Here is a 24,166-nt window from a genome sequence, read left to right on the forward strand (position 1 = left end):
TGAAATGACCGAAGGTGGTGTGCTTGGATGAAAATTATCGTGGTGGACGACGAAAAAGGCATTGTGGAAGGTCTTAAAAAAATGATCCATCGATACATTCCGGAATGCGAAATTGTGGGGACTGCCTATAACGGGTTGGAAGGCATGGATATCATTCAGAAAAGGAAGCCGGATATCGTCATAACAGACATACGCATGCCGCAGGCGGGCGGCCTGGAGATGATCCAAGCCCTGAAGCAAAGCAGCTGCACGGCAAAGTTTATTTTGCTCAGCGGATATGCCGACTTTGAATATGCAAGGACAGGCATGCGGCTCGGCGTAAGGTTCTATATGAACAAACCGGTTGAGGAAGAGGAGCTGCGCGATTGCGTTCGCCAGGCCATCGAAGAAATCCGTGCGGACAATGACTCCCAGCAGGAAATGAAACAGCTGAAACAAGAGGTTCTCGGCCGGAATCAGGAAGAAGCTTTGCGGAACATCCTTGAACTTGGCGGCGGTCATGCGGAACTTGTACAGGAACTGCTTCAGATCGCCCAAATCCCTAGAGACAACAAGGTTTTCACGTCGATGATGATCGAATTCCACGGGCCTGTCGATGTTCTGAAAGAGTCGGGTTTGGAACCGTTGTATCAGCGCATTGATCTGGCTTTAAAGAGGTACGAGGGCGTCTACCGGTTCCGATATTCGGGTCCCCAAATTGCTGTGTTGATTGCGCATGGCGGAGTGATTGGCTATGGTGAACTGGTGCGTTCGACGCGCAATCTGAGAGAGGATGTGCATCGGAATTTGAACTTATCCATCGCTATTGGCATCGGTTCCGTGCAGGAACGTGCAGAAGGCATCGGTCAATCGTTTGAGGAAGCCCGGATGGCACTGAGTTATAAAGTCATCAAAGGCGGGAGCGCCGTCATTCCGTTCACGGAGATCGTTAACTCGGGCGAAAGCAGCCAGCCGGTACCCGAGCATTTTATCAATAAACTGGAAAGTGCGCTCGATAACATGGAGGAGGCGGAATGCACAGGCGTGATCCGCGAGATTTTTCGATGGATGGAGGCAGGGGCCAACATGGGACTGCAGGATTTACAGTTAAAGTGTCTGCACATCCTTGTGGCAAGCACTCGCAAGATGTCTTTCCAGCAGCTGCAGCAGAATGAGTCTTTGGGACGCCATATTCTTTCGTTGGAGGGCATTTCGCGGTTTCGAACGCTGGCAGAGCTGGAAACGTGGATGATTCAAACCTTTCGCGGCATCATCGGGTTCAAGCTGGAACACCATGTGCCCAAAAAGAAAGACATGATTACGGAGATGCAGGAATATATCGCGGAGCACTACAATCAACCGCTTGGCCTTGCGGAATTGGCCGCACGTTTTTATATGAATCCGTATTACCTGAGCCAGTTTTTTAAACAAAAGACAGGGGAGACTTACCTGAATTTTTTGACCCGCATCCGGATCGACAAAGCCAGGGAGCTGCTGGAGAATACCGATTTGAAGATATACGAAATTTGCCATAAGGTAGGTTATTCCGATGCGCAGCACTTTGCCCGGATGTTCGAAAAGCTGACCGGCTGCAAACCGCGGGAATATCGCAAAAACTTGCCGACGAATTAAGCGAATGTTCACTTGCCACCTCGAAAGGGGTGGTTTTTTCACCTTAAAAATAGCGTGTTTAAACTTAAAAATGCCCAATTGAGAGAGGTTCATTCGAATTGTATAGTTAGCATGTAAGCGAATTCATCTAAGAGATGCCAGGGAGGAGGAAGGACTTGAAGTCTATTGCGTTCCATCGTATGAAAGTCTATTGGCCCTTGTATGTGATGGCCATTCCGGGAATCGTTTTTCTTATCGTTTTCAAATTCATTCCCTTGGGCGGCGCGGTCATTGCCTTCAAAGACTACTCGGTTTTCCAAGGATTTGTGGATAGCCCTTGGGTAGGACTCAAGCATTTTAACACGCTGCTTCACCATCCTGACTTCGCTCGTGTATTCGGCAACACACTGATGCTGGGGCTGCTTAAGCTGGTCATCGTGTTTCCGGTCCCGGTGATCCTCGCGTTGATGATCAATGAAATCCGAAAATCAGCATTGAAGAAAGGAATCCAGACCGCGCTGTACATCCCGCACTTTTTATCATGGGTTATCGTGGGGGGCATTCTGTTCGATTTCTTTTCGTTAAGCGGATTATTCAATACGGTCATCGGCTGGTTTGGGGGAGAAGCGGTTTTGGCCATGCAGGAGAGCGCCTATTTTCGGCCGATTTATGCCCTGTCTTCGATATGGAGGGATGCCGGGTGGGGGACCGTGGTGTATATGGCGGCCATCAGTGCGATCGATCCGCAGCTGTATGAATCGGCGATGATCGACGGGGCATCCAAGTTCAAACAGATTCGCCACATTACGTTCCCGCTCCTTTTGCCAACCGTGACGGTGCTGTTTTTGCTCGAAATCGGGAATTTCCTGGACCTTGGCTTCGATCAGGTGTATAACCTGCTCACGCCGATGACCTATAACGTGGGAGATATTCTGGACACGTACGTATTCCGAACGGGCATTCAGCAGGCTCAGTACAGTTTTGCGACGGCGGTCGGCCTGTTTCAGTCAGTCATTGGATTCATGATGGTATACGTCTTCAACAGGCTGTCGAAAAAAGTATCGGACGGGGGGCTCTGGTAACATGCTCGAATCGAGAAGCGAAAAAGTGTTCACCACGTCGATTACCGTCTTTCTCATTCTATTTTCCATTGTGGCCATCATCCCGCTTCTATCCGTGATCGCGACCTCATTCAGCTCGAAAAGCGTTGTGGACATGAATCTGGTCACCTTGTGGCCCAAGCAGTTTACGCTGGATTCGTGGAAGTACATTTTCGACCGTCCCGATCTGTGGAAATCTTTCTTCATTACGCTCGGCTCAACGTTAATCGGAACCGTGCTGGCATTGATCATGACTGCTTTGTTTGCATACCCGCTCTCCAAGTCGGAGTTCCGCTGGGGTTCATTCCTGATGGTGGCCGTGGTCATTGCGATGATCTTCAAAGCGCCGATCGTGCCTTATTTCCTGACGGTTCGCAGCATCGGCCTGTACGATAATCCATTGGTGCTGATCTTGCCTCACATCCTGAACCCGTTCAATCTAATCATCATGAGAACGTTCTTCAAGCAATTTTCCAAAGAGTTGGAGGAAGCGGCCTTCTTGGAAGGCTGCGGATATTTCCGCATGCTGTTCCAATTCGTGCTCCCGTTATCCAAAGCCGTACTTGCAACGCTTGCCCTGTTCTATGGCGTGGTGTTATGGAATCAGTTCCAGCATCCATTGTTTTTTCTGCAAGACGCCAACTGGTTTCCGCTTCAGATCAAGATTCGGCAATTCATTACGGATGACAGCGTCATTATGGCCGGAGCCGCCTCCACGGTGGACCTGAACTACAATGAACGGACCCTAAGAGCGACTACCGTCATCTTTGCGATTCTCCCGATCATTGTGGTCTATCCTTTCCTGCAAAAATACTTTGTCAAAGGCGCCATGATCGGCTCCGTGAAAGGCTGAAGCAAAGTCTGCGGTTGGCTACACCTAAACTATAAATCTATGAATAGGGGGAATACAGCATGAATCTTAAAAAGTTCTGTATGGTGCTTGCGGCAAGCGTGCTTGCGATCTCTACGGTTACGGCTTGCAGTGGGAGCAGTACTTCTTCCGAGGCTCCAGCTTCCGGCAGCGGGGATGGCGTGATCGACTTGGAGGTATGGGGAACGAACATCGGGTACAAAGCGGTGACCAAAGGCAGCAAGCTCTACGAGTTTTACAAAGAAAAACTTGGCGTTGGCGTAATTAATCCGTACGTAGAGTGGAACGGCGGCACCAATTACCTGAATCAGCTGAACCTGAAGATCGCCGCGAACGAAATGCCCGATCTTTTTATCCCGCAGCAAGGCATTGAGGACAGCTTGGCCAAAAACGGCGCGATTGCCGATTTGACGGAACTTTTGCCAAAGCATGCGCCTAACGTGTGGGAAGCTATTCCCCAGGAAATGTGGGATGTGGTGAAAGCAAACGATCCGACCGGCCAGGGCAAAATTTATTATATTCCTGGTGTCGTGGAATACGGACGTTATGCCGGCCTGATCCGCCAGGATTGGCTCGACAAGCTCGGGCTGTCCATGCCGACGACTCAAGACGAATACGTCAATGTGCTGAAAGCATTTCGGGATATGGACCCGAACGGCAACGGTCAAAAGGATGAACTTCCGACCGGTGGCCGCGAACAGGCGCGCTGGATGGACCATTTGTTTGCCATGTATGGCGTAGCGATGTTCGAAGGTTATCCGGAGTGGGATATCTATGACGGCGAATTAACGTATGCCGCAGTGACTCCGAATATGAAAGCCGCCTTGGAATTTATCGCCAAGCTCTATCAAGAAGGGCTGATCGACAAAGAATCGTTGTTGAACACCAAAGACAAGTGGGACGGCAAGATTCAATCGGACAAGGCAGGGAACTATTTTCATTGGGTCGAGAGCGGAAATTTGGTTTTGGAGAATCTGAACAAGAATACGGGCGTGAAGGCCGACTTTACCGTGCTGCCTGTACCGAAAGTCGAGGGTTATGAAGGGTTCTACACGATGAAAAGGTTTGCGCCGCCGCAGTGGGTCGTGAAGAACAACAAGGACGAGGACAAACTTATGGCGACGTTGAAGCTGCTCAACAACATGTATAACAAAGAAATTTGGAAGGACTTGTTCCTCGGCGTGGAAGGTATGCATTACGAAATGAAGGACGGCAAAGCCGTCAGACTCCCCGACGACAAGAGCAGCCAGGAAAATATGATTTTGAATACTTCATCATCGTTAGCAACGCTTGATTTTACGATGGAATTGCTCAACAGCACGGCCTCCGAGGAAAGCAAATGGGCCATTGATCAAGTCACACGAAATATGAAGGAAGCGCAAAAGTATGCCAAAGTCATTGCGGGAGACGGCATGCCGGCCAGCATTTACGACGGTTTCCCTGACATCAACAACCGCACATTGTATGTGGAATACGCTACCAAAATCATTTTGGGACAGTACCCGATCAGCAAGTTCGATGAGTTTGTCGAAAAGTGGTATCAGTCAGGTGGGGAAGAAGTGACGAAACGGGCCAGGGAATGGCATGCCAAAGTGAAAAAGTGACCTTCGAACAGGGGGAAAAGCGATGAACCATCGATTACAAGATGTGCTTGATGGTCGGGAAAGCAATTATATTCTTCCTTTTCTATGGCAGCACGGAGAGGATGAACAGACGATACGGCAAGAGATCGCTCGCGTGCATGAAGCCGGGATCGGAGCGGTATGCGTCGAATCCCGACCCCATCCGGATTTTCTAGGACCGAAATGGTGGGAGGATATGAATGTCATTATGGACGAAGCCCGAAATCGAGGCATGAAGGTATGGATTCTTGACGACGATCACTTTCCTACGGGACACGCAGGAGGGAGGGTCAAACAGGCTCCCGCGGAACTGCATCGCAAGTTTCTGGCGGAGAGGCACATCGACACGTTGGGACCGGCAACAGGGGCTTCGCTGCTGCTGGAACCGATATTGGCGAACGGAAAGCATGAATTGATATCCGCCGTGGCCGTGCAAAGGGACTCCATAAACGGGGGGCTATGCGGTGCTGCGGTTGATCTTACCGAATTCGTTCAGGATGGAATTTTGTACTGGGACATTCCTGCAGGATTCTGGCGCGTGTTTGTCATTTCGGTGAATCCGGATGGCGGCAGCAAAAAACAAAAGCATTACTTGAATCCGCTGGACCGGGATTCGACCCGTATTTTGATCGACACGGTGTATGAGGCGTTCTTCGAACGATATCGTGAAGATTTCGGACAAACGCTGGCGGGCTTTTTTTCCGACGAGCCCGGATTTTATAACGATCCGGAAACGTTCGATTTCGACTCGAAGCCGGGGAAACCGGGAGTGCCGCTGCCCTGGAGCCGCGACATGCCCGGTTTGCTCAAGCGGTCGTTGGGTCCCGATTACCAGCAGCAGCTGCATTTGTTGTGGCATGATGCCGGAGAAGCGTCCAGCAAGGTAAGGTATGCCTATATGAATGCGGTCAGTCAGCTGTACGCGGACCATTTCTGCAGCCAGATCGGAGATTGGTGCCGTGAGCGGGGCGTGGAATACATCGGACACGTGCTGGAGGACAACAACATTCATGCGCGATTGGCAGCAGGTGCCGGACACTTTTTTCGCTCGATGTGGGGACAGGATATGTCAGGCCTTGACGTTGTGTTATGGCAGATCGTTCCCGGTTTCGACGAACTGCCATTCCGATGGAAGGCAGGAGAGACGGACAGCGAGTTTTTCCACTATGGTCTCGGCAAGCTCGGTGTGTCACTCAGTCATATGGACCCGAAAAAAAAAGGCCGGACGATGTGTGAACTATATGGGGCATACGGCTGGACGGAAGGTTTGAAATTGATGAAATGGCTTACCGACCATATGCTTGTGAGGGGGGTTAACCACTTTGTTCCGCATGCGTTTACCCAGAAAGCATTCCCGGACCCGGATCATCCGCCGCATATGTATGCCAGCGGGAAAAATCCGCAATATCGCTACTATAAAGTGCTGAATCAATATATCAACCGCATCAGCCATCTGATCTCGGGAGGCAGGCATGTGGCCACTGCGGCCGTACTGTATCATGCCGAAGCGGAATGGTCCGGGGAATCGATGTATTTTCATAAGCCGGTCAAGGAGCTGATGCAGCATCAAATCGATTGCGATGTCGTTCCCGTTGACGTTCTATTGGAAGGAGCCAGCGTTACCAGCGGAAAACTGCACATCCATCAGGAGGATTACGGGTGCCTGATCATACCATATGCAGAAGCGCTTCCGGTTGCAATGATTCAGCGTTTGGCGCAAATGGCCGAGCAAGGGTTGCCGGTCCATTTTATCGACGGGCTGCCTCGACGATCGAGCGAGGGAGTTCAAGTGTTGGCTGAACTGTCACAGCTCGCCAGCGATCCGAGCGTAAACGTCTCAAGCCTGAAAGGGCTGGCAGCTTCGCTCATCAAAGAAGGACTTTTCGACATTCGGGCAGAGGGAGACTTGCCATACCTTCGGAATTACCATTATGTGCATGACGATTTGCATGTGTTCATGTTTTTTAACGAATCCCCGCATCAACCTGTTCAAACGAAGATTCATTTGCCGGTGTCGGGAAAGTTATATGCTTATGACGGGTTTCTTAATCGGCTAACAAGGGTAGATGCCAGTCAGGATATGGACGGCGGCAGCATGGCTGAGATCGCGCTTTCCCCCTATGAATCCGTCGTTTGGTTAAACGGGGATATCGTTGAAGGGAGCGTTGAGGCGATGCCTTGCCCTGCAACCGAATCTACTATCGCTGTTGAGCTTAACAGGGTATGGACGGTGTCTACGTCCCGAGCGGAAAAGTATCCGCATTTCGAAGCATGGGGATCGTTAAAAGACTTATGCAGCATGAGCGGTCCGGACGTTTTGCCGCGATTTTCGGGAACGTTCCGCTATGAAACGGATGTTGAATGGGGTGAAACCTCAGATCGGGTTCTGCTGAACTTAGGCGAGGTGTACGAAACGGCCGAAGTATGGGTGAATGGGGAGCATGTAGGGGTCCGAATCTGCCCTCCGTATCAACTAGACGTTAGCAGATTCCTCATAAAGGGGAACAATTGTCTAATCGTTGAAGTGACGAATACGCTCGTGAAAGAGCAGCGGGACAATTTATCGTCGTTTGCGCAGCAGGAACCGAGCGGCCTTCTTGGGCCCGTGCAATTGGTCGTGTTTAAATAGAAATCAAAAAAGTCGCCAGAGGCGACTTTTGCTATTCATCGGACGAATAAGCCGAATTACAAGTTTCGCTGTGCTTCTGCTGCTTGCAGCAGTTGACCGTCTGTTGCCGAACCGTCAAGGAAAGTCAACAATTCCCGATTGAATTTCTCCGGTTCATCGAATAACATGGCATGGCCGCTATGTTCAAACATCACCAAGCGGGCATTCGGTATGCTCTGTGCTGTCAGTTCACCCAATTCCGGCTGCACGATTTTGTCTTTCCGCCCGTGGAACACAACGGTCGGTACGTTGATGGCCGTCAGATCGTTTCGGAGATCCTCGTCCCTTAGCGAAGCGGCGGCTTTGATCGTTCCATGATGGGATGCTTGATAACAGAGAGACTCGAGCCATACCATCATGCCAGGCTGCGTTTTGGTCCGGGTGAATTTCAAACCTAATTTATTGAGCATCGCCGGCCTGTTCTCGTAAGCAGCATCGATAAGCTGCGAAGTGACATCGTCCGGCTCCATGCCATAATCGATCCCGGGACGCCGTGTAAACACCGGCGTCGCGGCACCGGCCAGCAACAACCGATGAATGCCATAACCCTGATGGCGAGCCATATATCGAACCGCGATCGCTCCGCCCATGGAAAAACCGACCAAAGCCGCGTTTTCGAGGCGAAGCTCATCAATGATGCTGCGGAGGTCATCCGCCATGCGGTCATACGAATAATGTTCCCACGGCGCATCGGATTTGCCAAAACCGCGGAGATCAACGCCGATGCAGCGGTAACCTTGCTCTGCGAGCAGCGTGTATTGATACTCGAACATCAGATGATTGGCCGGCCAGCCGTGCAGAAAGATGACCGGAACGCCTTCACCGATATCTTCAACATAAATGTTGACGTTGTCCTCAGTCTGTACGTAATGTCCCATTTTGGTTCCCTCCCACCTATTCAATGAAAATACTCTGTTCAGCAATCAAGCTGCTATGGTTTGGCAATTCGGTTGTGTTGATACACTATTAAACGCATATCGATAAACGCAAACAAAGTAGTTCCACGACCAAGAAAAGTCCAAGATCCGTTGAGTGAACCACCTTATTGAAAACCATCGAAAACGACGATCCAGCCAAACGGTGAAAAATATAAACATAAAAAGAAGCCCGAAGACGTAAGAACGGTTCGTCTTCGGGCTCTTTTCTTAGTCGGCCGCTTTGGCAGCCAAGTTCATTTCCGCACACATCAAGATGAATGCGCCTGCTCCATGAAGGTCGTTTTCGCTCGTAGGACGAGCAATGTAATGGTCATAGTCGCCAATCCCTGTACCGATGCATATGTTGCCGATGACAACGTTGCCGTCGTCGTCAAATTTCAACGTATCAATAACGCCTTGGTAGCCCTTCCAGGCATACTTCAAGTATTGCGGGTCCAAATATCCGAACCGAACGGCTTTGGCGATGGCGTGCACATACAGTGCGGTGCAGGAGTTTTCGTGCCAATTGTCTGCGCGGTCGCCTTTATCCACCACTTGATACCACAATCCGGTGGCAGGGTCCTGATAGTTCGTCAGCGCGATCAATAGATCCTGTACAATCGCTACAAGCTTTTCCTTGTCGGGATGATCCTCGGGCATGTATTCGAACATTTCGAGCAGCGCGACCGGATACCAGCCGATGGCGCGGCCCCAGAATTCCGGCGCAAGGCCAGTGACCGGATCGGCCCATTTGGCTTCCTTCGTTTCGTCCCAGCCATGATACAGCAAACCGGTAACCGGGTCTTTCGTATGTTTCTCCATGAGCAGCGCTTGAAAGGTCATCATGTCGATGTATTCGCTTTCACCAAACGTGTGGGCAAATTGCACCGCAATCGGTCCGGCCATGTACAAGCCGTCGAGCCACATTTGGTTCGGGTAATGCTCTTTGTGCCAGAATCCGCCGGATTCGTTCGTTGGCCAAGACTTCAGCAAAGGCACGAGCGTATGCAGCGCTTTTTTGTACCGCTCGTCTCCGGTTTGTTCGTAAAGGGTGAAAAGAAGCACGCCGGGCTGGATGTCGTCCAGTTCATCAGGCTTGAATTTTTTGATGCTTCCGTCCTCAAGGACCTGACTGTCGACCCAACCCTTCATATAGTCATATAATTTCTGTTCTCCGGTCTGCCGCCAGCACTTTTCCATGCCGGACAGGAAGACGCCTTGATGGTAATGGAAACGGTCCGGCGGAAGGTTCTCCGGCTCGAATTTGTTCATTAAGGCTTCACAAGCTTTAAGTGCCCATTGGATCGGGGTGGTTAGAGATGAAGCAGTTTGCATGCGTATCCTTCCTCCTTGGGTTATTTGTACTCTCATTTTAGCATCGGGATATGTACATGTTTTGCGGAAAAACTCCATTTCTTCTTATTTCTTGCGGTATAATGAACTACAGGGATGGGAGGGAGATCGAGGTTGGGGAATCTTTATTTTGAGAACAATGCTGGCACTTTCCTGGTATCTCACCGCAAAGCGTTAAGCCACCATATGCCGGAAAGCCATTTTCACAGCACCTACGAAATTTATTATTTGATGTCCGGCCATCGGGCGTTTTTTATTCAAGATCGGACGATTACGATTAACGAAGGCGATCTCGTTGTGATCGCGCCCAACATTTTGCACCGTACCACCAATGCGGAACGGCCGAAGCATGAACGGCTCATCATCAATATGCATGAACGGCTTTTCTCGCCGGACGGTTCCCATCAGGACGTGTTTCGGCCTTTACTCGAACGGGATTATCTGGTCTTGAAACATTCCTTGCGCAGCAGGCAACCCATTGAAACGCTTGTCGGTGCGATGATCCAGGAAATGCAGGAACGCAAAGAGGGCTTTGAGTTGTTTGCCCAGACACTTGCGCAGCAGCTCCTCGTTACATGCTGCAGGCATTTCATGCAGCACGATGCGGAGCCGATGGCCTCACCGAGCCCCATGCACGAACGAGTGTCGGAGATTGTCCGCCATATTAACGAGCATTACATGGAAGAACTATCGCTTCACTTGCTGGCAGACAGGTTCTATATCAGTCCTTATTATTTAAGCCGATCCTTCAAAGAAGCGACGGGGTTTGCGTTTGTCGAATACGTGAACAGCGTGCGGATCAAAGAAGCAAAGAAGCTGCTTGAGACTACGTCCATGAAAGTGAACCTGATTGCAAGGAAGGTTGGCTTCGGGAGCGTTACACACTTCGGAAGGGTGTTCCGGTCGGTCACGGGCAATGCCCCGTTGCATTATCGAAGCAAAGAATAACACTTCTCAAGTGATGGCTATATCAAGCTTTGCGTAAAAAAGGCTAACCAATGAGTTTCCCGACTCATCGGTTAGCCTTTTTGCTGTTTCGTATTCATGGGCATCAAAAACGAACCTTGTAGGCGAGGCTCTTTGGCAAACTTATTGTCGCTGCTGGTTCGGGAAGCTCCCGAATGACTGGGAAGGCATTCCGATGCCGTGGTTGGTATTATACGGCTGCTCAAATGAATTGACATGTTGAGAAGTCGTATTGGCCAGTTGTTGTGCAAGGTTAGCGATTTGTTGCAGCTGTTGGATCGCTGTTTGATGGCCTTGCAGCGCGGTTTGAATGATATGTGCCGCCTGCTGTTCGCGCTGAGCGAGTTGTTCAAGCTGCTGCGCGTTGCTTTGCTCTTGTCTCAAAAGCTGTTGATACTGCATTGATGCTTGCTGCGTTTGCTGCGTGAGCTGTTGTGCAAGCTGAGTAATTTGCTGAGACTGTGAAAATTGGTTCATGTCGGATCCCTCCAATGGTCATTTGAATAACAATTGTAGTATGGAATAGGCAATTGGAAAATATTCAGTAAAAGTTGGGGGGCAGGGGCACAGATCTTGAAGGTGGAAAACACTCTGTCATTCCAGGCCGTTATGCATATTTTCAGAAATAGGTAGACATATTAACCGGAAAATAAAGGAGGTGGAATTGTGCTGACCCGTTGGATGAAAAAGGCATTTGCAAAGCCACAAGAGAATGCTCCACAGGCAGTACAAAATCATCCTTCCGAGAGCATGGGAATATCGTTTCGAGATAAAGTGGAGGCGATTCAAAAGGCGTTTGATCAAAGTCCCGATTTGGTTGTTCGAGAATTTTCCGCATCATCTCCAGATGATTCCGTTTTGGCGATCTGTTACCTTGAAGGATTGACAGACCCCGCCTTGATCATTGAAATGATGGATTCCGTTCTTCGAATGGTCGACTCCATTTCCTCGGCCGAAGAACAATCTATCGATGCATCGGTTAGGAGACTTCTACCTTCTGGAAAAATTCAAAATTTGCATACGTATTCCAAGGTTTATGAGGCGATGCTAACTGGCCATGTCATTATTTGTATGGACGGCGTACAGCATGTGTTGTCCGTTCCCGTGAGCGGAGGAGCAAGGAGGTCGGTGGAAGAGCCTACCTCGCAGACGGTGGTCAGGGGTCCGAAAGAAGGTTTCACGGAAGAATTGAGCACCAATATGACCCTGATCCGGAGAAAACTCCGGACAGCGGATCTGAAGTTTCAAATGCACCATATCGGTTCGGTTTCTCAAACGTCGGTTGCGCTGGTTTATATTCAAAACATCGCGAAGCCTGAAGTCGTGGAAGAAGCGACAAGGAGGCTTAATGCCATTTGCACCGACAGCATTCTTGAGAGTGGATATATTGAAGAATTTATTCAGGATGCGCCCTTGACGCCTTTCCCGACGATGCTTAACACAGAGCGGCCGGATACGGTCGCAGGCAGTCTTTTAGATGGTCAAATCGCCATTCTCGTGGATGGAACCCCGTTTGCGCTTGTTGCTCCCGTAAGCTTTTTTAATTTCTTTCAAACGACCGAGGATTACTACCAGCGGTATGATATTTCTACATTTCTCAGAGTCATCCGTATATTGTGTTTTTTCATTTCGCTTTTGCTGCCATCCACGTTCATCGCATTAACGACCTTTCAGCAAGAAATGATACCTACGACCTTATTGGTCACCCTTGCAGCCCAACGGGAAGGTGTTCCATTTCCAGCTTTGCTCGAAGCACTGCTCATGGAAATTACGTTCGAAGTCATTCGCGAAGCGGGAGTTCGAATGCCTCGGGCCATCGGACCGGCAATATCCATCGTTGGCGCATTAGTGATCGGACAGGCTGCGGTCGAAGCAGGATTAGTTTCGGGAGCCATGGTGATCGTCGTGTCTTTTACCGCGATCGCCAATTTTGTCATTCCATACTTCAGCATGGCGACAGCCGTTCGTTTGCTGCGGTTCCCGTTCATGCTGCTGGCGGGCACGCTGGGCATATTCGGAATATTGGCCGGGGCCGTGCCTTTATTGGCTCATTTGGTTTCGCTGAGGTCATTCGGCATTGATTATTTAATGCCATACAGTCCGTTCTACAAGTCCAATATGAAAGACCAATTGCTGCGGGTTCCTTGGTGGGCCATGAAAACAAGGCCGGATGAAAAGGCAGGCGCAAACAAAACAAGGCAAGCGGCTCATCAATTTCCTTCGGGATCAAACAATGCCATAAACAGTATCCCTGATTCCGAAACGGACGAATAAAGGAGCAAAAAGCTATGATTAAACGCTGGTTCAGCGTCCTGATGCTTGCTTTGTCCATGGTTGTGGCCGGGTGCGGCAATCTCACGGAAATGAACGATTTGGGCATTACGACGGCAACAGGGATTGACAGGCAGAATGGGAAATGGCTGGTGACCTATCAAACGATCGTTCCCCCCGCGAGTGCAGGGAAATCTTCATCAGGGGGGTCCCAAACATCCGTAAATACCTTCACATCGGAAGGCAAAACCATAAACGAAGCCGTCTCCAAAAGCAGCTTGGAAAATTCCAAAAAATTATATTTTGCCCATACCCATGTCCTTCTGATCGGTGAAGAAGCTGCACGTCACGGCATTGCGGAAGTCATGGATGAGTACTATCGCAGTATAGATGCGCGGGAATCGGTTAAAGTGCTCGTTGCGGACGGGCAAGCCAAAGAGTATTTAAAATTTCAAGTTCCTCCAGAGAAACAACCTGGTCGGGCGTTATCGGGAATTCTGAATCGAAATACGGAAATGGGCTCTTTTTACCCCGTGATGACTCTTCACGAAATCGCACTGAAAATGACCTCGGACAGTGGGGCAGTCGGAATACCTACAATAACGGTTAAGGGTGAGCGCAGCGAATTGGAATCCACCGATATCTTCAAACAAACTTCTCCGCCAGTCAAATTGAGATTAGCGGGATTAAGCGTATTCTCCAAAGACAAAAAAATCGGAGAACTAAGCGAGAGCGAAAGCTTGGGCATCTCTTGGCTGACGAATCGGATCAAAATCGCCAACCTGACGTTTTCGGGTGATAACGGAGAGATCAACTCTTTTCTTGTCCGAAAAGCAGTTGTTAACGTGAAACCCCTGAAGTCCGGTTTACATTATATTGTTCATGTCGATGTAAAGGTCAACGCCGAATTAAGCGAGAGCACCTCCCAAAAGGAGATCACAAGCGCCAGCGATATTCGCATCTTGCAGCGACAAGCCGAACAAGTCATTAAAGCACAGGTTGTACAGGGGTGGACCGCGAATCAGCGGCTTCGCGTCGATTTGCTGGGCCTCGCAAACAAAATTCATCAAAGACATCCGAAGGACTGGAAAGCGATTCAGGAAAACTGGCCCCAAGAGTTGGCTCAAATGGACGTAGAGGTGGACGTAGGCGTCAGCCTCAAACGGGTCGGACTTCTGCAGGATTCGTTCAGCAAGTTGCTCAAATCGAAAGAGCAAGAGGAGCACTAAAACCAAAAGGGGATGTACAACATGGCTTTGGCCAAGACGCTGCGGGTATCCGAACTGGCAGTATGCCTTTCCCTGTTTGAAGTAGGGAGCACCACCTTGTTTCTTATCGGCGGAGAAGCCAAGCAGGATGCATGGATGGCCATGCTGGCCGGGGCCTTTGCCGGCTTGCTGCTATTGCTTCTGTACCTGGGAATCCACCGCGAAGCGCCTGATTTGGATTTGTTTATGATGTTTCGGCGCTACATGGGGAAAGGGTTGGGAACGTGTTTAAACGTGTTGTTCATCGGCTATTTCGCTTACGAAGCATCCCGGAATTGGCGCGATCTTAGCGAGGTCACCGAGTTGACGCTGCTAAACAAAACGCCCATGTGGCTCATCAGCATAATCACGATCGTGGTGGTGTCCAACACCGTGCGATACGGATATCGCGTGTTGTTTCTTATGTGCATGATCTTGTTCCCCGCCATGCTGCTGGGTTATGTGTTGATCAGCATTCTAATACCTGCTACGGGTCTGTTCCACTTGGAGCTTAGCTTGCCGGTTCTGGACCAGGGATGGGGAAGCATCTTCAGCGCCGCATTTCCGGAAATCGTTTCTTTTCCTTTTGGGCAAGTTGTGTTGTTCCTGGTTTTTTACCCCTATGTGCGTCAAGGCGGAAACTTGAACAAGGTGGTCATCATCGCCTATACCATAACCGCTCTTGCGTTAACGTTTATCAATCAGCTTGTCATTTTCGTCATGGGTCCGCAAATTGCAGCATTCAGCACGCTTCCGCTTCTGCAGACCGTCCAGCTGATTGACATAAGCGAGGTGTTTGAGCGCATGGACGCCTTGTTTACGCTGCTTCTTTTTTTAGGGCTGGGTATCAAGCTGGCGGCGTTTTTCCACGGTGCGGTCATCGGGCTTGAACGAATAACACGCGTGACTTACAGGCGCTGGGTTCTGCCGGTTGGACTGGCTCTGTACGGCGTGTCTTTCTTGTCGCCCACGTATACTCAACACATCGAGGTGGGGCGCGGGTTTACGGTAAATTATATTTCTCCCCTCTTTCAAATCGTCTTTCCGGTACTGCTTTATATCATTGTGGTCTTAAAAAGGAGAAAAAAACGCAGCGTCTCGTGATCCATCAATGAAATAAAAAAATGATTCGCTGGCCCGTCCCCGGACGGTTGCAGCGCAATATCGAAAAGAGTCGAATGGTTTGCCAAAATAGTGAAAATTATTATAGACTAATTTTATTCATCATTGTCCAAGGGGGAAATTGAGTGATTCAAAGCAAAGGCAGAGTGCAGAAATCGAACAAAGTAAGAATCGTTTCCAAAGTATTGCTGATTATGATCGGGGCTTTTATTACCGCATACGGCCTGGAAGCCGTATTGATACCCAACAATGTATCCGACGGAGGGGTGACGGGTCTCAGCATCGTTGGTTCCAAGCTGTTCGGGCTGCCGCTGGGGCTGTTAATCGGCATCATTAACATTCCTTTCGTTTGGCTCGGATACAAACAAATCGGCAAAAGCTTTGCCATATATTCGGTGATCGGCATTGCCTCTCTGGCCGTCGGCACCAGTTTAATGCACCATGTTCCAACCATTATTGAAGGTGATACGCTGTTGATCACCGTGGTCGGCGGGATTATCATCGGTTTCGGTATGGGTCTTGCACTGCGTAATGGCGGGGCGTTGGACGGAATCGACATGCTGGCCGTATTGCTTTCGCGCAAACTGCCTTTCGGAACCAGTGATCTGATTTTGTTTTTGAACATGTTTGTCTTTATTGTCGTTTCGAGCGTATTCGGTCTTCAGGGAGCCATTCTCTCCGGACTTGCTTATTTCATTGCTTCCAAAGTCATACATATCGTTGAAGAAGGTTTGAGCGGCTCCAAAACGTTCAAAATCATTACGAACCAACCCGAAATCATGGTGGAGACCATCCGTGACCGGTTAGGACGGGGAGCAACATACACCGATGCTTACGGCGGCTACACCAATGAACAGTTCAAAGAAATCACTTGCGTCATCAACCGAATGGAAGAGAGCAAAATCAAAGAGATCATCCACGAGATTGATCCCGGTGCTTTTGTTGTCGTATACGATGTAGCAGAAGTGAAGGGCGGCAATTTCAAAAAGAAAGACATCCATTAATGGCCTGCGCCGTTGTTGGAAAAGTGAACATCATATTTGAACAGCCGCTATTTTAGCGGCTTTTTTGTTCCTCCACGGCAAGGATTACGCTGCCGACTCCAGGCACGATACATTCAGGATTGAAAGAGTGCCCTCCGGTGGTCTATAATCAATTTCACGCCAAATGGTACCGATAAAATTGAAAACGGTTTATAATCAAACGATTAAAGCCGAATCGTCATTGAAACAATTTATAATTGAAAGGGGTTGCTATCAATCATGCAAGGCGAACGAAATACAAAGATCGATCCATACTTCAATAAACTCAAACAGTGGAAGGAAGAGTTCAATCTGCTGAGGGAAATCATTCTGGACTGCGGTTTGACCGAGGAGTTCAAATGGATGCACCCGTGCTACACGTTTGAAGGCAAAAACATCGTGTTGATTCATGGCTTCAAAAATTATTGCGCCCTTTTATTCCACAAAGGAGCATTGCTGAAGGACCCGCACGGGATTTTGGTACAGCAAACGGAAAACGTACAGTCCGCGCGCCAGATCCGATTTACCGAGGCGGAGAAGATCGAAGACATGCAGCTGATCTTGAAGGCATATATTGCCGAAGCGATCGAGGCTGAGAAGTCCGGTTTGCAGGTGGAGTTCAAAAAGAAGGAAGAGTATGCCGTACCCGAAGAATTGGAAAACAAATTCGTGGAAATTCCCGACTTGAAGGCAGCATTCGAGGCTCTGACGCCGGGGCGGCAAAGGGCGTATCTCCTGCATTTTTCTTCACCCAAGCAGTCTAAAACCCGCGAAGCCAGAATTGAAAAATATATGGTGCATATCTTGAATGGCAAAGGGATGAATGACAAGTAACAATCTGTGATCTGGACAAGATGGTTGGATTCTTTCAAAAGGTCGCTAATGTATATAAACCGCACGAGTCAATCACACAAGGCCACTGCGAGTGCAGACCATCTTCCGATCGCTGTTATCCCCAGATTTTTGTGATTCCCCTTTCTAAGGGGAAAATCCGGTGATAAATGCGAACACTTCGCTTCTCCAGATTGGTTCTGCCTCTCCGCTAACGTGAGTATGTTTTTTGCGGTTTATATATCGACTTTTTTTCTTTGCCTTAGGGAGATGTAAAAACGAAATAACAGAAATATTTTGAATTCTATCTTTACAAGAAATGATGTCTATGATATATTCTAATTCCGGGAGAAAAATTGATAGAACTCCGGTAAGCAAACTCTGCATCATACATAGAAGACAGTTGTTGATTGATGTGAGATGAATATTTTCTAATTTTCCCTGATAGCTCAGTTGGTAGAGCACTCGACTGTTAATCGAGTTGTCACAGGTTCGAGTCCTGTTCGGGGAGCCATAAGGCCCGTTGGTCAAGGGGTTAAGACACCTCCCTTTCACGGAGGTAACAGGGGTTCGAATCCCCTACGGGTCATCGCAATTTTATTGCAGCATACGGGGTGAGAACCCCAAAGGTTCGTCGGAGGATCAGCTTCGCAAGTGAAGGCTTCGCAGTCTCGAACGAAGTGAGAGTATCCCCTACGGGTCATCGCAGTACTTTATGATTCACTAATATGGCGGTGTAGCTCAGCTGGCTAGAGCGTACGGTTCATACCCGTGAGGTCGGGGGTTCGATCCCCTTCGCCGCTACCATATTTGCCGGTGTAGCTCAATTGGTAGAGCAACTGACTTGTAATCAGTAGGTTGGGGGTTCAAGTCCTCTCGCCGGCACCATGATGCGCGTGTGGCGGAATTGGCAGACGCACTAGACTTAGGATCTAGCGTCTTTGACGTGGGGGTTCAAGTCCCTCCACGCGCATATTTATCGTTTGTTAAACCCTTGGGAGCAATCCCAAGGGTTTTTCTCTTTTACGGAAAGTCTACGTCAACTTTAAGCAACATGTTCCTGTTCCGAATGATCGGACCCCTGCATTTATGACTCCAATAAATATTGGAAACGATCTACTGTTCGTACCATACCTTCGGTGATATAATGTCATAGCTTTAGATTGAAAATAAATTAGTAAAGGAGAGTTGGAGATGATTCACCCCAAGTACAATGCCAGAACGGCTTACCTGGTAATACTGACCCTGGTATGTTTTGTTTTCAGCGCATTGTTGCTGCATCCAGTTAAAGCAGCTGCAAAAGGAGAGCAAATTTCTGCGGAACAGCTCAAGAGCATGAGTCGCCTGTCGTTCACGGTCCGCGACGCCAATCAGACCCCTTATACGGTGTATATCTTCGCTGACGATGAGCAGAAGAGCACATTGACCGAACCGAACAATTGGACCAACAATAAGAAGGGCGATGCTAGTTATTCAGGTACATATCGCGCAGCACTGTTGAAAAAGGGAGCAAAGTACGGAGTCGTTCAAGCAGCCAAACTGGATTTGAGTACAATCATTTTACCGCAAACCTGGAATTTCGTCGTGAAAAGCAAAGAGTCCGGAACTCCCGATATGCTGATCATTTCAGATTGGGGAACGTCCAACTTCAATGAAGTAAAAACGTATATTGTTCGCTCAGGCGAACTGCGCCGCGTGAACTTCGTAGACAACAATGGCAAAAAAATCGGTGATCGCTATTCGGCCATCCGAGGCGATGGTATACGTACTCTGTCTGGGGCCAGAGTGCAGTTCAAAAATTATAACAACCTGCAATTCGTTTACGGCGTGGATACGTTCAAATTAAATGCAAGCAAATTGGAGCTGCGACTGGAAGATACGCGGAATACCCGTACGAAAGCTTGGCCGAATTCAGGCACTGGAGATCGTGCTTATTTGAAAAGTCTTAAGGATGCGGCCGTAAAAGGCGTATTGCCTGGCCGCGCCGATATCAAGCTTGGAATGTCCATCCAATCCGCTCAAAAAAAGCTGGGCAAACCGAAGTCCAAATCAAATGGGGAATGGGGAGCAATCTACTATTACACCCAATTCGGCCTGGGTTTGGATGGTTATATGCATGAGCTTAACAATAAATCCCGCATTGCCATGTTCGAGTTGAGCAACGAAAAACGATACCTCTCCCCGCTGAATGTCAAGCAATGGATGGGAAAACCTTCGTCTGAATATTACAATGAAGCCGCTGGAGGCTATGAGATGGTATACAACGTAGGGAAGCATACGATCGTTTTCAATTATGAAGAAGAACATGATCTGATTGATTTCACGAATATTTATTAGTTTCAGTGTAGACAAAAATAGAGTGTATTGAAAAAAAGCCGCTAAACATATAAACCGCAAAAAATAAACACACGTTAACGGAGAGGTAGTACCAATCTGGGGAAGCAAAGCGTTCGCCTAAAAGTTTTCTGAAAGAAAACTGCATCGGAAGCATAGGCTTATCCCCGGATTTTCCCTTAGAAAGGGGAATCAAAAAAATCCGGGGATAAGAGCGATCGAAAGATGGTACTGCACTCGCAATGCCTTGTGTGATTGATTCATGCGGTATAGCGGCTTTTTTTGGTGGGTCATTTTTGGGCGGGCGCAATTCTAAGTTGAGGTTACGCGTTGTACACGATTGACCATATAAATTCCGACCGACACGAACAGCAGGGCAATCAGGTTTTTCAGTTCGAAAATGGTTTCCCCCAGAAATAACGCCGATAACAATGCGCCGAAAACAGGAATAAGAAAGTTAAAAACGGAGATTCTGCCCACCTTGTTGTATTTCAGAAGCAAATTCCACAAACCAAACGCAGCTGAGGACAGCACAACCAAATACAGCAGGTTGCCAGTAGACCCCGGCGTAAAGTGCGTCACGCTGCCCCCAAGCAAAAAACCTAGCAGGGCAAGTGCCAATCCGCCGACGAACAGGCTGAACCCCGTTACAATCAACACATCGATGGAGCCTGTCAAATGTTTGGCATAAATGGCCGTAATGGAAAAAATGAGTGCTGCGATAATAATGAACCCTTCCCCTGTAAATGAGACGGAGAACGTCAGCAGGTCTGAGTGAAAATTGACGATGATTACGCCGATAAATCCGAGTAAACAACCGATGACTTTATTTTTGCTGAGCTTATCGTTTTGATATAGGAAATGGGCCAGAACAACGCTGAAAAAGGTCGCGGTTGCATTCATGATCGAGCCTTTGACACCGGTCGTGTTTGAAACGCCTATATAGAAAAACATATATTGCAAGCCTGTTTGCAATACGCCAAGCATGGCGAGGCTTGTCCATTGACGCCCGGACAATTCGAATTTCCGTTTTCGAAAGACACGAAATAGAATCAGGAGCAGCAGCCCTGCCAATATGAACCGATACCCGGCAAAAACGAATTTGGACGCAATGTCTTCCGGGGCGATTTCAAAAGCGATATACCCTAGTTTAATGGACGGGAAAGCACTTCCCCACAGCAGGCAGCATAGGCTGGCAACTACGGTTACAAATAAAGGTTTACTAAATGGGTGTTTTTTTTCGATTGCCGATTCTCCGTGCACGTTCAATCTTCTCCTCGCACATTGTATATGTATATGTTCGAATAACACATCCTTCTGACCATATCACAAATGGCCACCGCTTGTAATCAAAAATGATAAAATCATGTTCTTTGTCCGACATAGGCAGAGTTTGAGGTTCCGGTTCATCCACCAGGAAAACGTTCAACGGGGCGATGGCCTGGCCATCAACATTTAAAGGTTGACATTCCTTCGTTTGTTCATGTAAACTCTTTAACAATTAACCAACAATGATATTTAGGCGATGAATGGAAAGAGTAGTTGTGCGAATTCGTCCAAGCGAGCCGGCGATTGGTGAGAGGTCCGGCACGAGGCAGCGCAATGAATGGGTCCATTCGCTTCAATCCGAACTTCGTACTGCGAACAGTAGGCGTTGACGGCATCCCACCGTTATTCCAGGGAGCCCTGTTAGTCGTTTTGACAGGTTAGAGTGCGGCCTTTGGCCGAATTCGGGTGGTATCGCGGAGCCAAACACTTCGTCCCTTTACGGGATGAAGTGTTTTTTTGTTTTGGAAGCCTCGGAGATGAAGGACGCGTAAAAGAGGAGGAATAACAATGAACAAACAAATTTTGTCAGGCATTAAGCCTAGCGGCGACTTGAATATTGGAGGTTATGGCGGAGCACTCAGTCAATTCGTCCAGTATCAACATGATTTTGAGTGTTTTTTCTTCGTTCCTGATTTGCATGCCATCACTGTGCCGCAGGATCCGCAACAATTGGCACGGCGGACCAGAGAAATCGCGGCGTTCTATATTGCGGCCGGCATTGACCCGACGAAATCCGCCATTTTCCTGCAATCGCAGGTGCCCGCTCACACGGAGCTTGCCTGGTTGCTTGAAACCCAAGCAAGCTTTGGCGAATTGGGCAGAATGACCCAGTTCAAAGACAAATCGAACGGGAAAGAATCGGTAAGCTCGGCCTTGTTCACGTATCCGGTCCTTATGGCAGCCGATATCCTGCTCTATCAAGCGACCCATGTACCTGTCGGCGAAGACCAGAAACAGCATCTGGAATTAACGCGCAATCTGGCGGAACGCTTCAATCATCGTTTCGGGGAGACGTTCGTTGTACCTGAACCGCTGATCCAGGACATTGGCAGTCGAATCATGGGATTAGATGATCCCACCAAGAAAATGAGCAAGAGCAATCCGAACCTCAGCAGTTATGTGTTGATGCTCGATCCTCCTGACACGATCCGGAAGAAATTTGCCCGTGCAGTCACCGATTCCGAAAGCAGCGTGCGCTGTGACTGGGACACCAAGCCTGCCGTCAGCAATCTGATCGAAATCTATTCGGTATTTGCCAACGAACCTGTGGAAATCATCGAGAAGAGATACGCCGGTGAGGGTTATGGTACATTCAAAAAGGATTTGGCAGAGGTCGTGGTTGACAAATTAGTACCCATTCAGGAAAAATTCAAGGAAATCGTAGATTCCCGGGAGTTGGACGATATTCTGAAGCGAGGTGCGCAAAAAGCATCCGAGAAAGCATATGACACCCTAAAACGCGCCAAACAGGCGATGGGTTTGGTCACATTTTAAATGAAAGCCTGGATTCGTGCTTTTGAAACATGAATAAAAGCAGCCTACGAATGGCAACATAAAAAAGTGGTATACTTCTATTTTCCAGAGGAGGTCTCCTTTTATGGCACGCCAGAAAAGAAGGCAGGAAGCTGCTTGGAAGTCACGAAAGCAAGAACAGCATCCTCATGGCAAAATCAAATCGCTCAAAGAATTATCAAGCGAATATGACGAGAAGCATACTACGTTATAGGTGGAAGACTGTCGGTATTTTACCGGCAGTCTTTTGCATTTTAGAAGCTTGCCAAATGGCTCAGGATCGACCTAGGCCTAACATGTTCACCAATATATATCCCATAAATGCAAGCAGCACCGAACCGATAAAACCGGCGGCCAAAGCGTTTAAACCCATTCGTCGAAATGTACCTGTATCTACATTGAGTCCCAGGCCAGCCATCGCCATCGCAATGAGCAAATAAGCCGCGAAAACGATCTGGTTTGCTGCCGCTGCAGGGATGATCTGCAATGTATTCACCGCACTCATCGCAAGGAAACCAAAAATGAACCAAGGGATGGGAATAGATTTCCAACCTTTCTTATCCGGAACGCCCGTTTCTGCATGTTTGCAGCCTTCCTTGCGATGAGTCCAAAATCCGATCAGGAGCGCAACGGGCACCAGCATCGCTACACGGGTTAGTTTAACGATGACGGCCAGATCGACAGCCTCTTTGCCAACAGGTTCGGCGGCTGCGATGACATGTGCGATTTCATGTAAAGTAGCTCCGGCGAAAATGCCGTACCCCGAAGGGGATAAATGGAGCATAGGATATAGCAGCGTATAGCCGAGTGTAAAAATAGTGCCCAGAATCGCAACGGCGGCAGCAGCGATAGCTGTTTCTTCGTCTTTGGCTTTCATTTGCGGGGAAATGGCAACCACCGCCGCGGCTCCGCAAATGGCTGTTCCGCATGCCGTTAACAGTCCCAATCGTTTCTCTACTTTGAACAGTTTTGCAATGCCGTACACGGCACATATCGTTATCGTTATGTTCAGGATGGAGATCAGGGCGACCTTCGGTCCGGCGTGAACAATATCCCGCATATTCAGCCGCATGCCAAGCAAGATGATTCCGTAACGCAGCAGTTTTTTTGCTGAAAATGAAATTCCGTTTGCGATACGTTGCGGTACTCCCATAACCATTCTCCAGAGCATGCCGAACAGGATGGCAAGCACGAGTTGTCCCATAATGCTAAGAAAAGGAAAGCCGGCTGCATATTTGGCGGCAAGCGCAAGACTCAAAGTAAGACCAATCCCCAGCGTAAACCCCCATTTATTCGTTTTTACTTGTTGCAAGGCAGAGGGTTGAATCATTGTTATCACATCCATTTTTAATTGTTCATTTTCATGTATAACTATAATGAGTTATGATTACAAAGAGAAATACGAGGTTGA

The 24,166-nt window shown here is 48.7% G+C and carries 19 protein-coding genes, 5 tRNA genes and 1 other annotated feature; of the genes, 19 read left to right on the forward strand and 5 right to left on the reverse strand.

Features of this window, described 5'->3' with window-relative positions:
- Positions 1 to 27: 27 nt before the first annotated feature.
- From L6H98_RS07295 to L6H98_RS07315, 5 genes are all read left to right on the forward strand, one after another.
- Entirely contained in the window at positions 28 to 1,611 is a 1,584-nt protein-coding gene (locus tag L6H98_RS07295; protein WP_236413979.1) for a helix-turn-helix domain-containing protein, read from the forward strand.
- Between the two features lie 155 nt (positions 1,612 to 1,766).
- Positions 1,767 to 2,672, forward strand: a complete 906-nt coding sequence (locus L6H98_RS07300; protein WP_236413981.1) for an ABC transporter permease subunit — start codon at positions 1,767 to 1,769, stop codon at positions 2,670 to 2,672.
- Position 2,673: 1 nt separating this feature from the next.
- A complete protein-coding gene (locus L6H98_RS07305) occupies positions 2,674 to 3,543 on the forward strand; it encodes a carbohydrate ABC transporter permease (protein WP_236413983.1) in 870 nt (289 codons plus the stop codon).
- Between the two features lie 59 nt (positions 3,544 to 3,602).
- Positions 3,603 to 5,165, forward strand: a complete 1,563-nt coding sequence (locus L6H98_RS07310) for an ABC transporter substrate-binding protein (protein ID WP_236413985.1) — start codon at positions 3,603 to 3,605, stop codon at positions 5,163 to 5,165.
- A 22-nt stretch (positions 5,166 to 5,187) separates the two neighbouring features.
- On the forward strand, positions 5,188 to 7,812 hold the full coding sequence (locus L6H98_RS07315) for a glycosylhydrolase-like jelly roll fold domain-containing protein (RefSeq protein WP_236413987.1): 2,625 nt from the start codon (positions 5,188 to 5,190) through the stop codon (positions 7,810 to 7,812).
- Positions 7,813 to 7,868: 56 nt separating this feature from the next.
- On the opposite strand, the gene L6H98_RS07320 is transcribed toward L6H98_RS07315, so the two are convergent.
- Together L6H98_RS07320 and L6H98_RS07325 are read right to left on the reverse strand one after the other, a co-directional pair.
- Positions 7,869 to 8,729 (reverse strand): alpha/beta hydrolase, encoded by an 861-nt coding sequence (locus tag L6H98_RS07320; RefSeq protein WP_236413989.1) that lies wholly within the window; start codon positions 8,727 to 8,729, stop codon positions 7,869 to 7,871.
- Between the two features lie 267 nt (positions 8,730 to 8,996).
- Positions 8,997 to 10,103: a glycoside hydrolase family 88 protein gene (locus tag L6H98_RS07325; protein WP_236413991.1), complete on the reverse strand. Its 1,107-nt coding sequence runs from the start codon at positions 10,101 to 10,103 to the stop codon at positions 8,997 to 8,999.
- Positions 10,104 to 10,235: 132 nt separating this feature from the next.
- On the opposite strand from L6H98_RS07325, the gene L6H98_RS07330 reads away from it, so the two are divergent.
- Complete coding sequence (locus L6H98_RS07330; protein WP_236413994.1) at positions 10,236 to 11,069, forward strand: AraC family transcriptional regulator; 834 nt, start codon at positions 10,236 to 10,238, stop codon at positions 11,067 to 11,069.
- A gap of 141 nt (positions 11,070 to 11,210) precedes the next feature.
- On the opposite strand, the gene L6H98_RS07335 is transcribed toward L6H98_RS07330, so the two are convergent.
- Positions 11,211 to 11,564: an AMP-dependent synthetase and ligase gene (locus tag L6H98_RS07335; protein WP_236413995.1), complete on the reverse strand. Its 354-nt coding sequence runs from the start codon at positions 11,562 to 11,564 to the stop codon at positions 11,211 to 11,213.
- 189 nt (positions 11,565 to 11,753) lie between these two features.
- On the opposite strand from L6H98_RS07335, the gene L6H98_RS07340 reads away from it, so the two are divergent.
- The 11 genes from L6H98_RS07340 (at position 11,754) to L6H98_RS07390 (ending at position 19,917) form a co-directional block, all read left to right on the forward strand.
- Positions 11,754 to 13,361, forward strand: coding sequence for a spore germination protein (locus tag L6H98_RS07340; RefSeq protein WP_236413996.1), 1,608 nt, complete (start codon positions 11,754 to 11,756; stop codon positions 13,359 to 13,361).
- Between the two features lie 14 nt (positions 13,362 to 13,375).
- The gene (locus tag L6H98_RS07345; protein ID WP_236413997.1) at positions 13,376 to 14,587 is read left to right on the forward strand and encodes a Ger(x)C family spore germination protein; all 1,212 of its coding nucleotides are present in this window, start codon (positions 13,376 to 13,378) and stop codon (positions 14,585 to 14,587) included.
- A gap of 21 nt (positions 14,588 to 14,608) precedes the next feature.
- Entirely contained in the window at positions 14,609 to 15,709 is a 1,101-nt protein-coding gene (locus L6H98_RS07350) for an endospore germination permease (protein ID WP_236413998.1), read from the forward strand.
- A gap of 143 nt (positions 15,710 to 15,852) precedes the next feature.
- Complete coding sequence (locus L6H98_RS07355; protein WP_236414000.1) at positions 15,853 to 16,731, forward strand: YitT family protein; 879 nt, start codon at positions 15,853 to 15,855, stop codon at positions 16,729 to 16,731.
- A 258-nt stretch (positions 16,732 to 16,989) separates the two neighbouring features.
- Entirely contained in the window at positions 16,990 to 17,583 is a 594-nt protein-coding gene (locus tag L6H98_RS07360; protein WP_236414002.1) for a YdeI family protein, read from the forward strand.
- Positions 17,584 to 18,018: 435 nt separating this feature from the next.
- A tRNA-Asn gene (locus L6H98_RS07365) sits at positions 18,019 to 18,094 on the forward strand.
- A gap of 3 nt (positions 18,095 to 18,097) precedes the next feature.
- A tRNA-Glu gene (locus tag L6H98_RS07370) sits at positions 18,098 to 18,169 on the forward strand.
- A 141-nt stretch (positions 18,170 to 18,310) separates the two neighbouring features.
- Positions 18,311 to 18,387 (forward strand) — tRNA-Met (locus L6H98_RS07375).
- Between the two features lie 5 nt (positions 18,388 to 18,392).
- Positions 18,393 to 18,468: transfer RNA gene (locus L6H98_RS07380), tRNA-Thr, on the forward strand.
- A gap of 4 nt (positions 18,469 to 18,472) precedes the next feature.
- Positions 18,473 to 18,553, forward strand: a tRNA-Leu gene (locus L6H98_RS07385).
- Between the two features lie 221 nt (positions 18,554 to 18,774).
- A complete protein-coding gene (locus tag L6H98_RS07390) occupies positions 18,775 to 19,917 on the forward strand; it encodes a DUF4309 domain-containing protein (RefSeq protein WP_236414004.1) in 1,143 nt (380 codons plus the stop codon).
- A gap of 309 nt (positions 19,918 to 20,226) precedes the next feature.
- Here L6H98_RS07390 and L6H98_RS07395 read toward each other — a convergent pair whose 3' ends face one another.
- On the reverse strand, positions 20,227 to 21,177 hold the full coding sequence (locus L6H98_RS07395) for a DMT family transporter (protein ID WP_236414005.1): 951 nt from the start codon (positions 21,175 to 21,177) through the stop codon (positions 20,227 to 20,229).
- Between the two features lie 253 nt (positions 21,178 to 21,430).
- Positions 21,431 to 21,682 (forward strand) — a binding site (T-box leader).
- 68 nt (positions 21,683 to 21,750) lie between these two features.
- Here L6H98_RS07395 and trpS point away from each other — a divergent pair.
- Positions 21,751 to 22,737, forward strand: coding sequence for a tryptophan--tRNA ligase (gene trpS / locus L6H98_RS07400; RefSeq protein WP_236414006.1), 987 nt, complete (start codon positions 21,751 to 21,753; stop codon positions 22,735 to 22,737).
- Positions 22,738 to 22,840: 103 nt separating this feature from the next.
- Positions 22,841 to 22,969 (forward strand): DUF6254 family protein, encoded by a 129-nt coding sequence (locus tag L6H98_RS07405; protein WP_236414007.1) that lies wholly within the window; start codon positions 22,841 to 22,843, stop codon positions 22,967 to 22,969.
- A gap of 60 nt (positions 22,970 to 23,029) precedes the next feature.
- Here L6H98_RS07405 and L6H98_RS07410 read toward each other — a convergent pair whose 3' ends face one another.
- Positions 23,030 to 24,085 (reverse strand): YeiH family protein, encoded by a 1,056-nt coding sequence (locus L6H98_RS07410; RefSeq protein WP_236414008.1) that lies wholly within the window; start codon positions 24,083 to 24,085, stop codon positions 23,030 to 23,032.
- Positions 24,086 to 24,166 lie beyond the last annotated feature (81 nt).

It is taken from the genome of Paenibacillus sp. JJ-223 (genome assembly GCF_927798175.1).
GTDB classification, from domain to species: Bacteria; Bacillota; Bacilli; order Paenibacillales; family Paenibacillaceae; genus Paenibacillus; species Paenibacillus hubeiensis.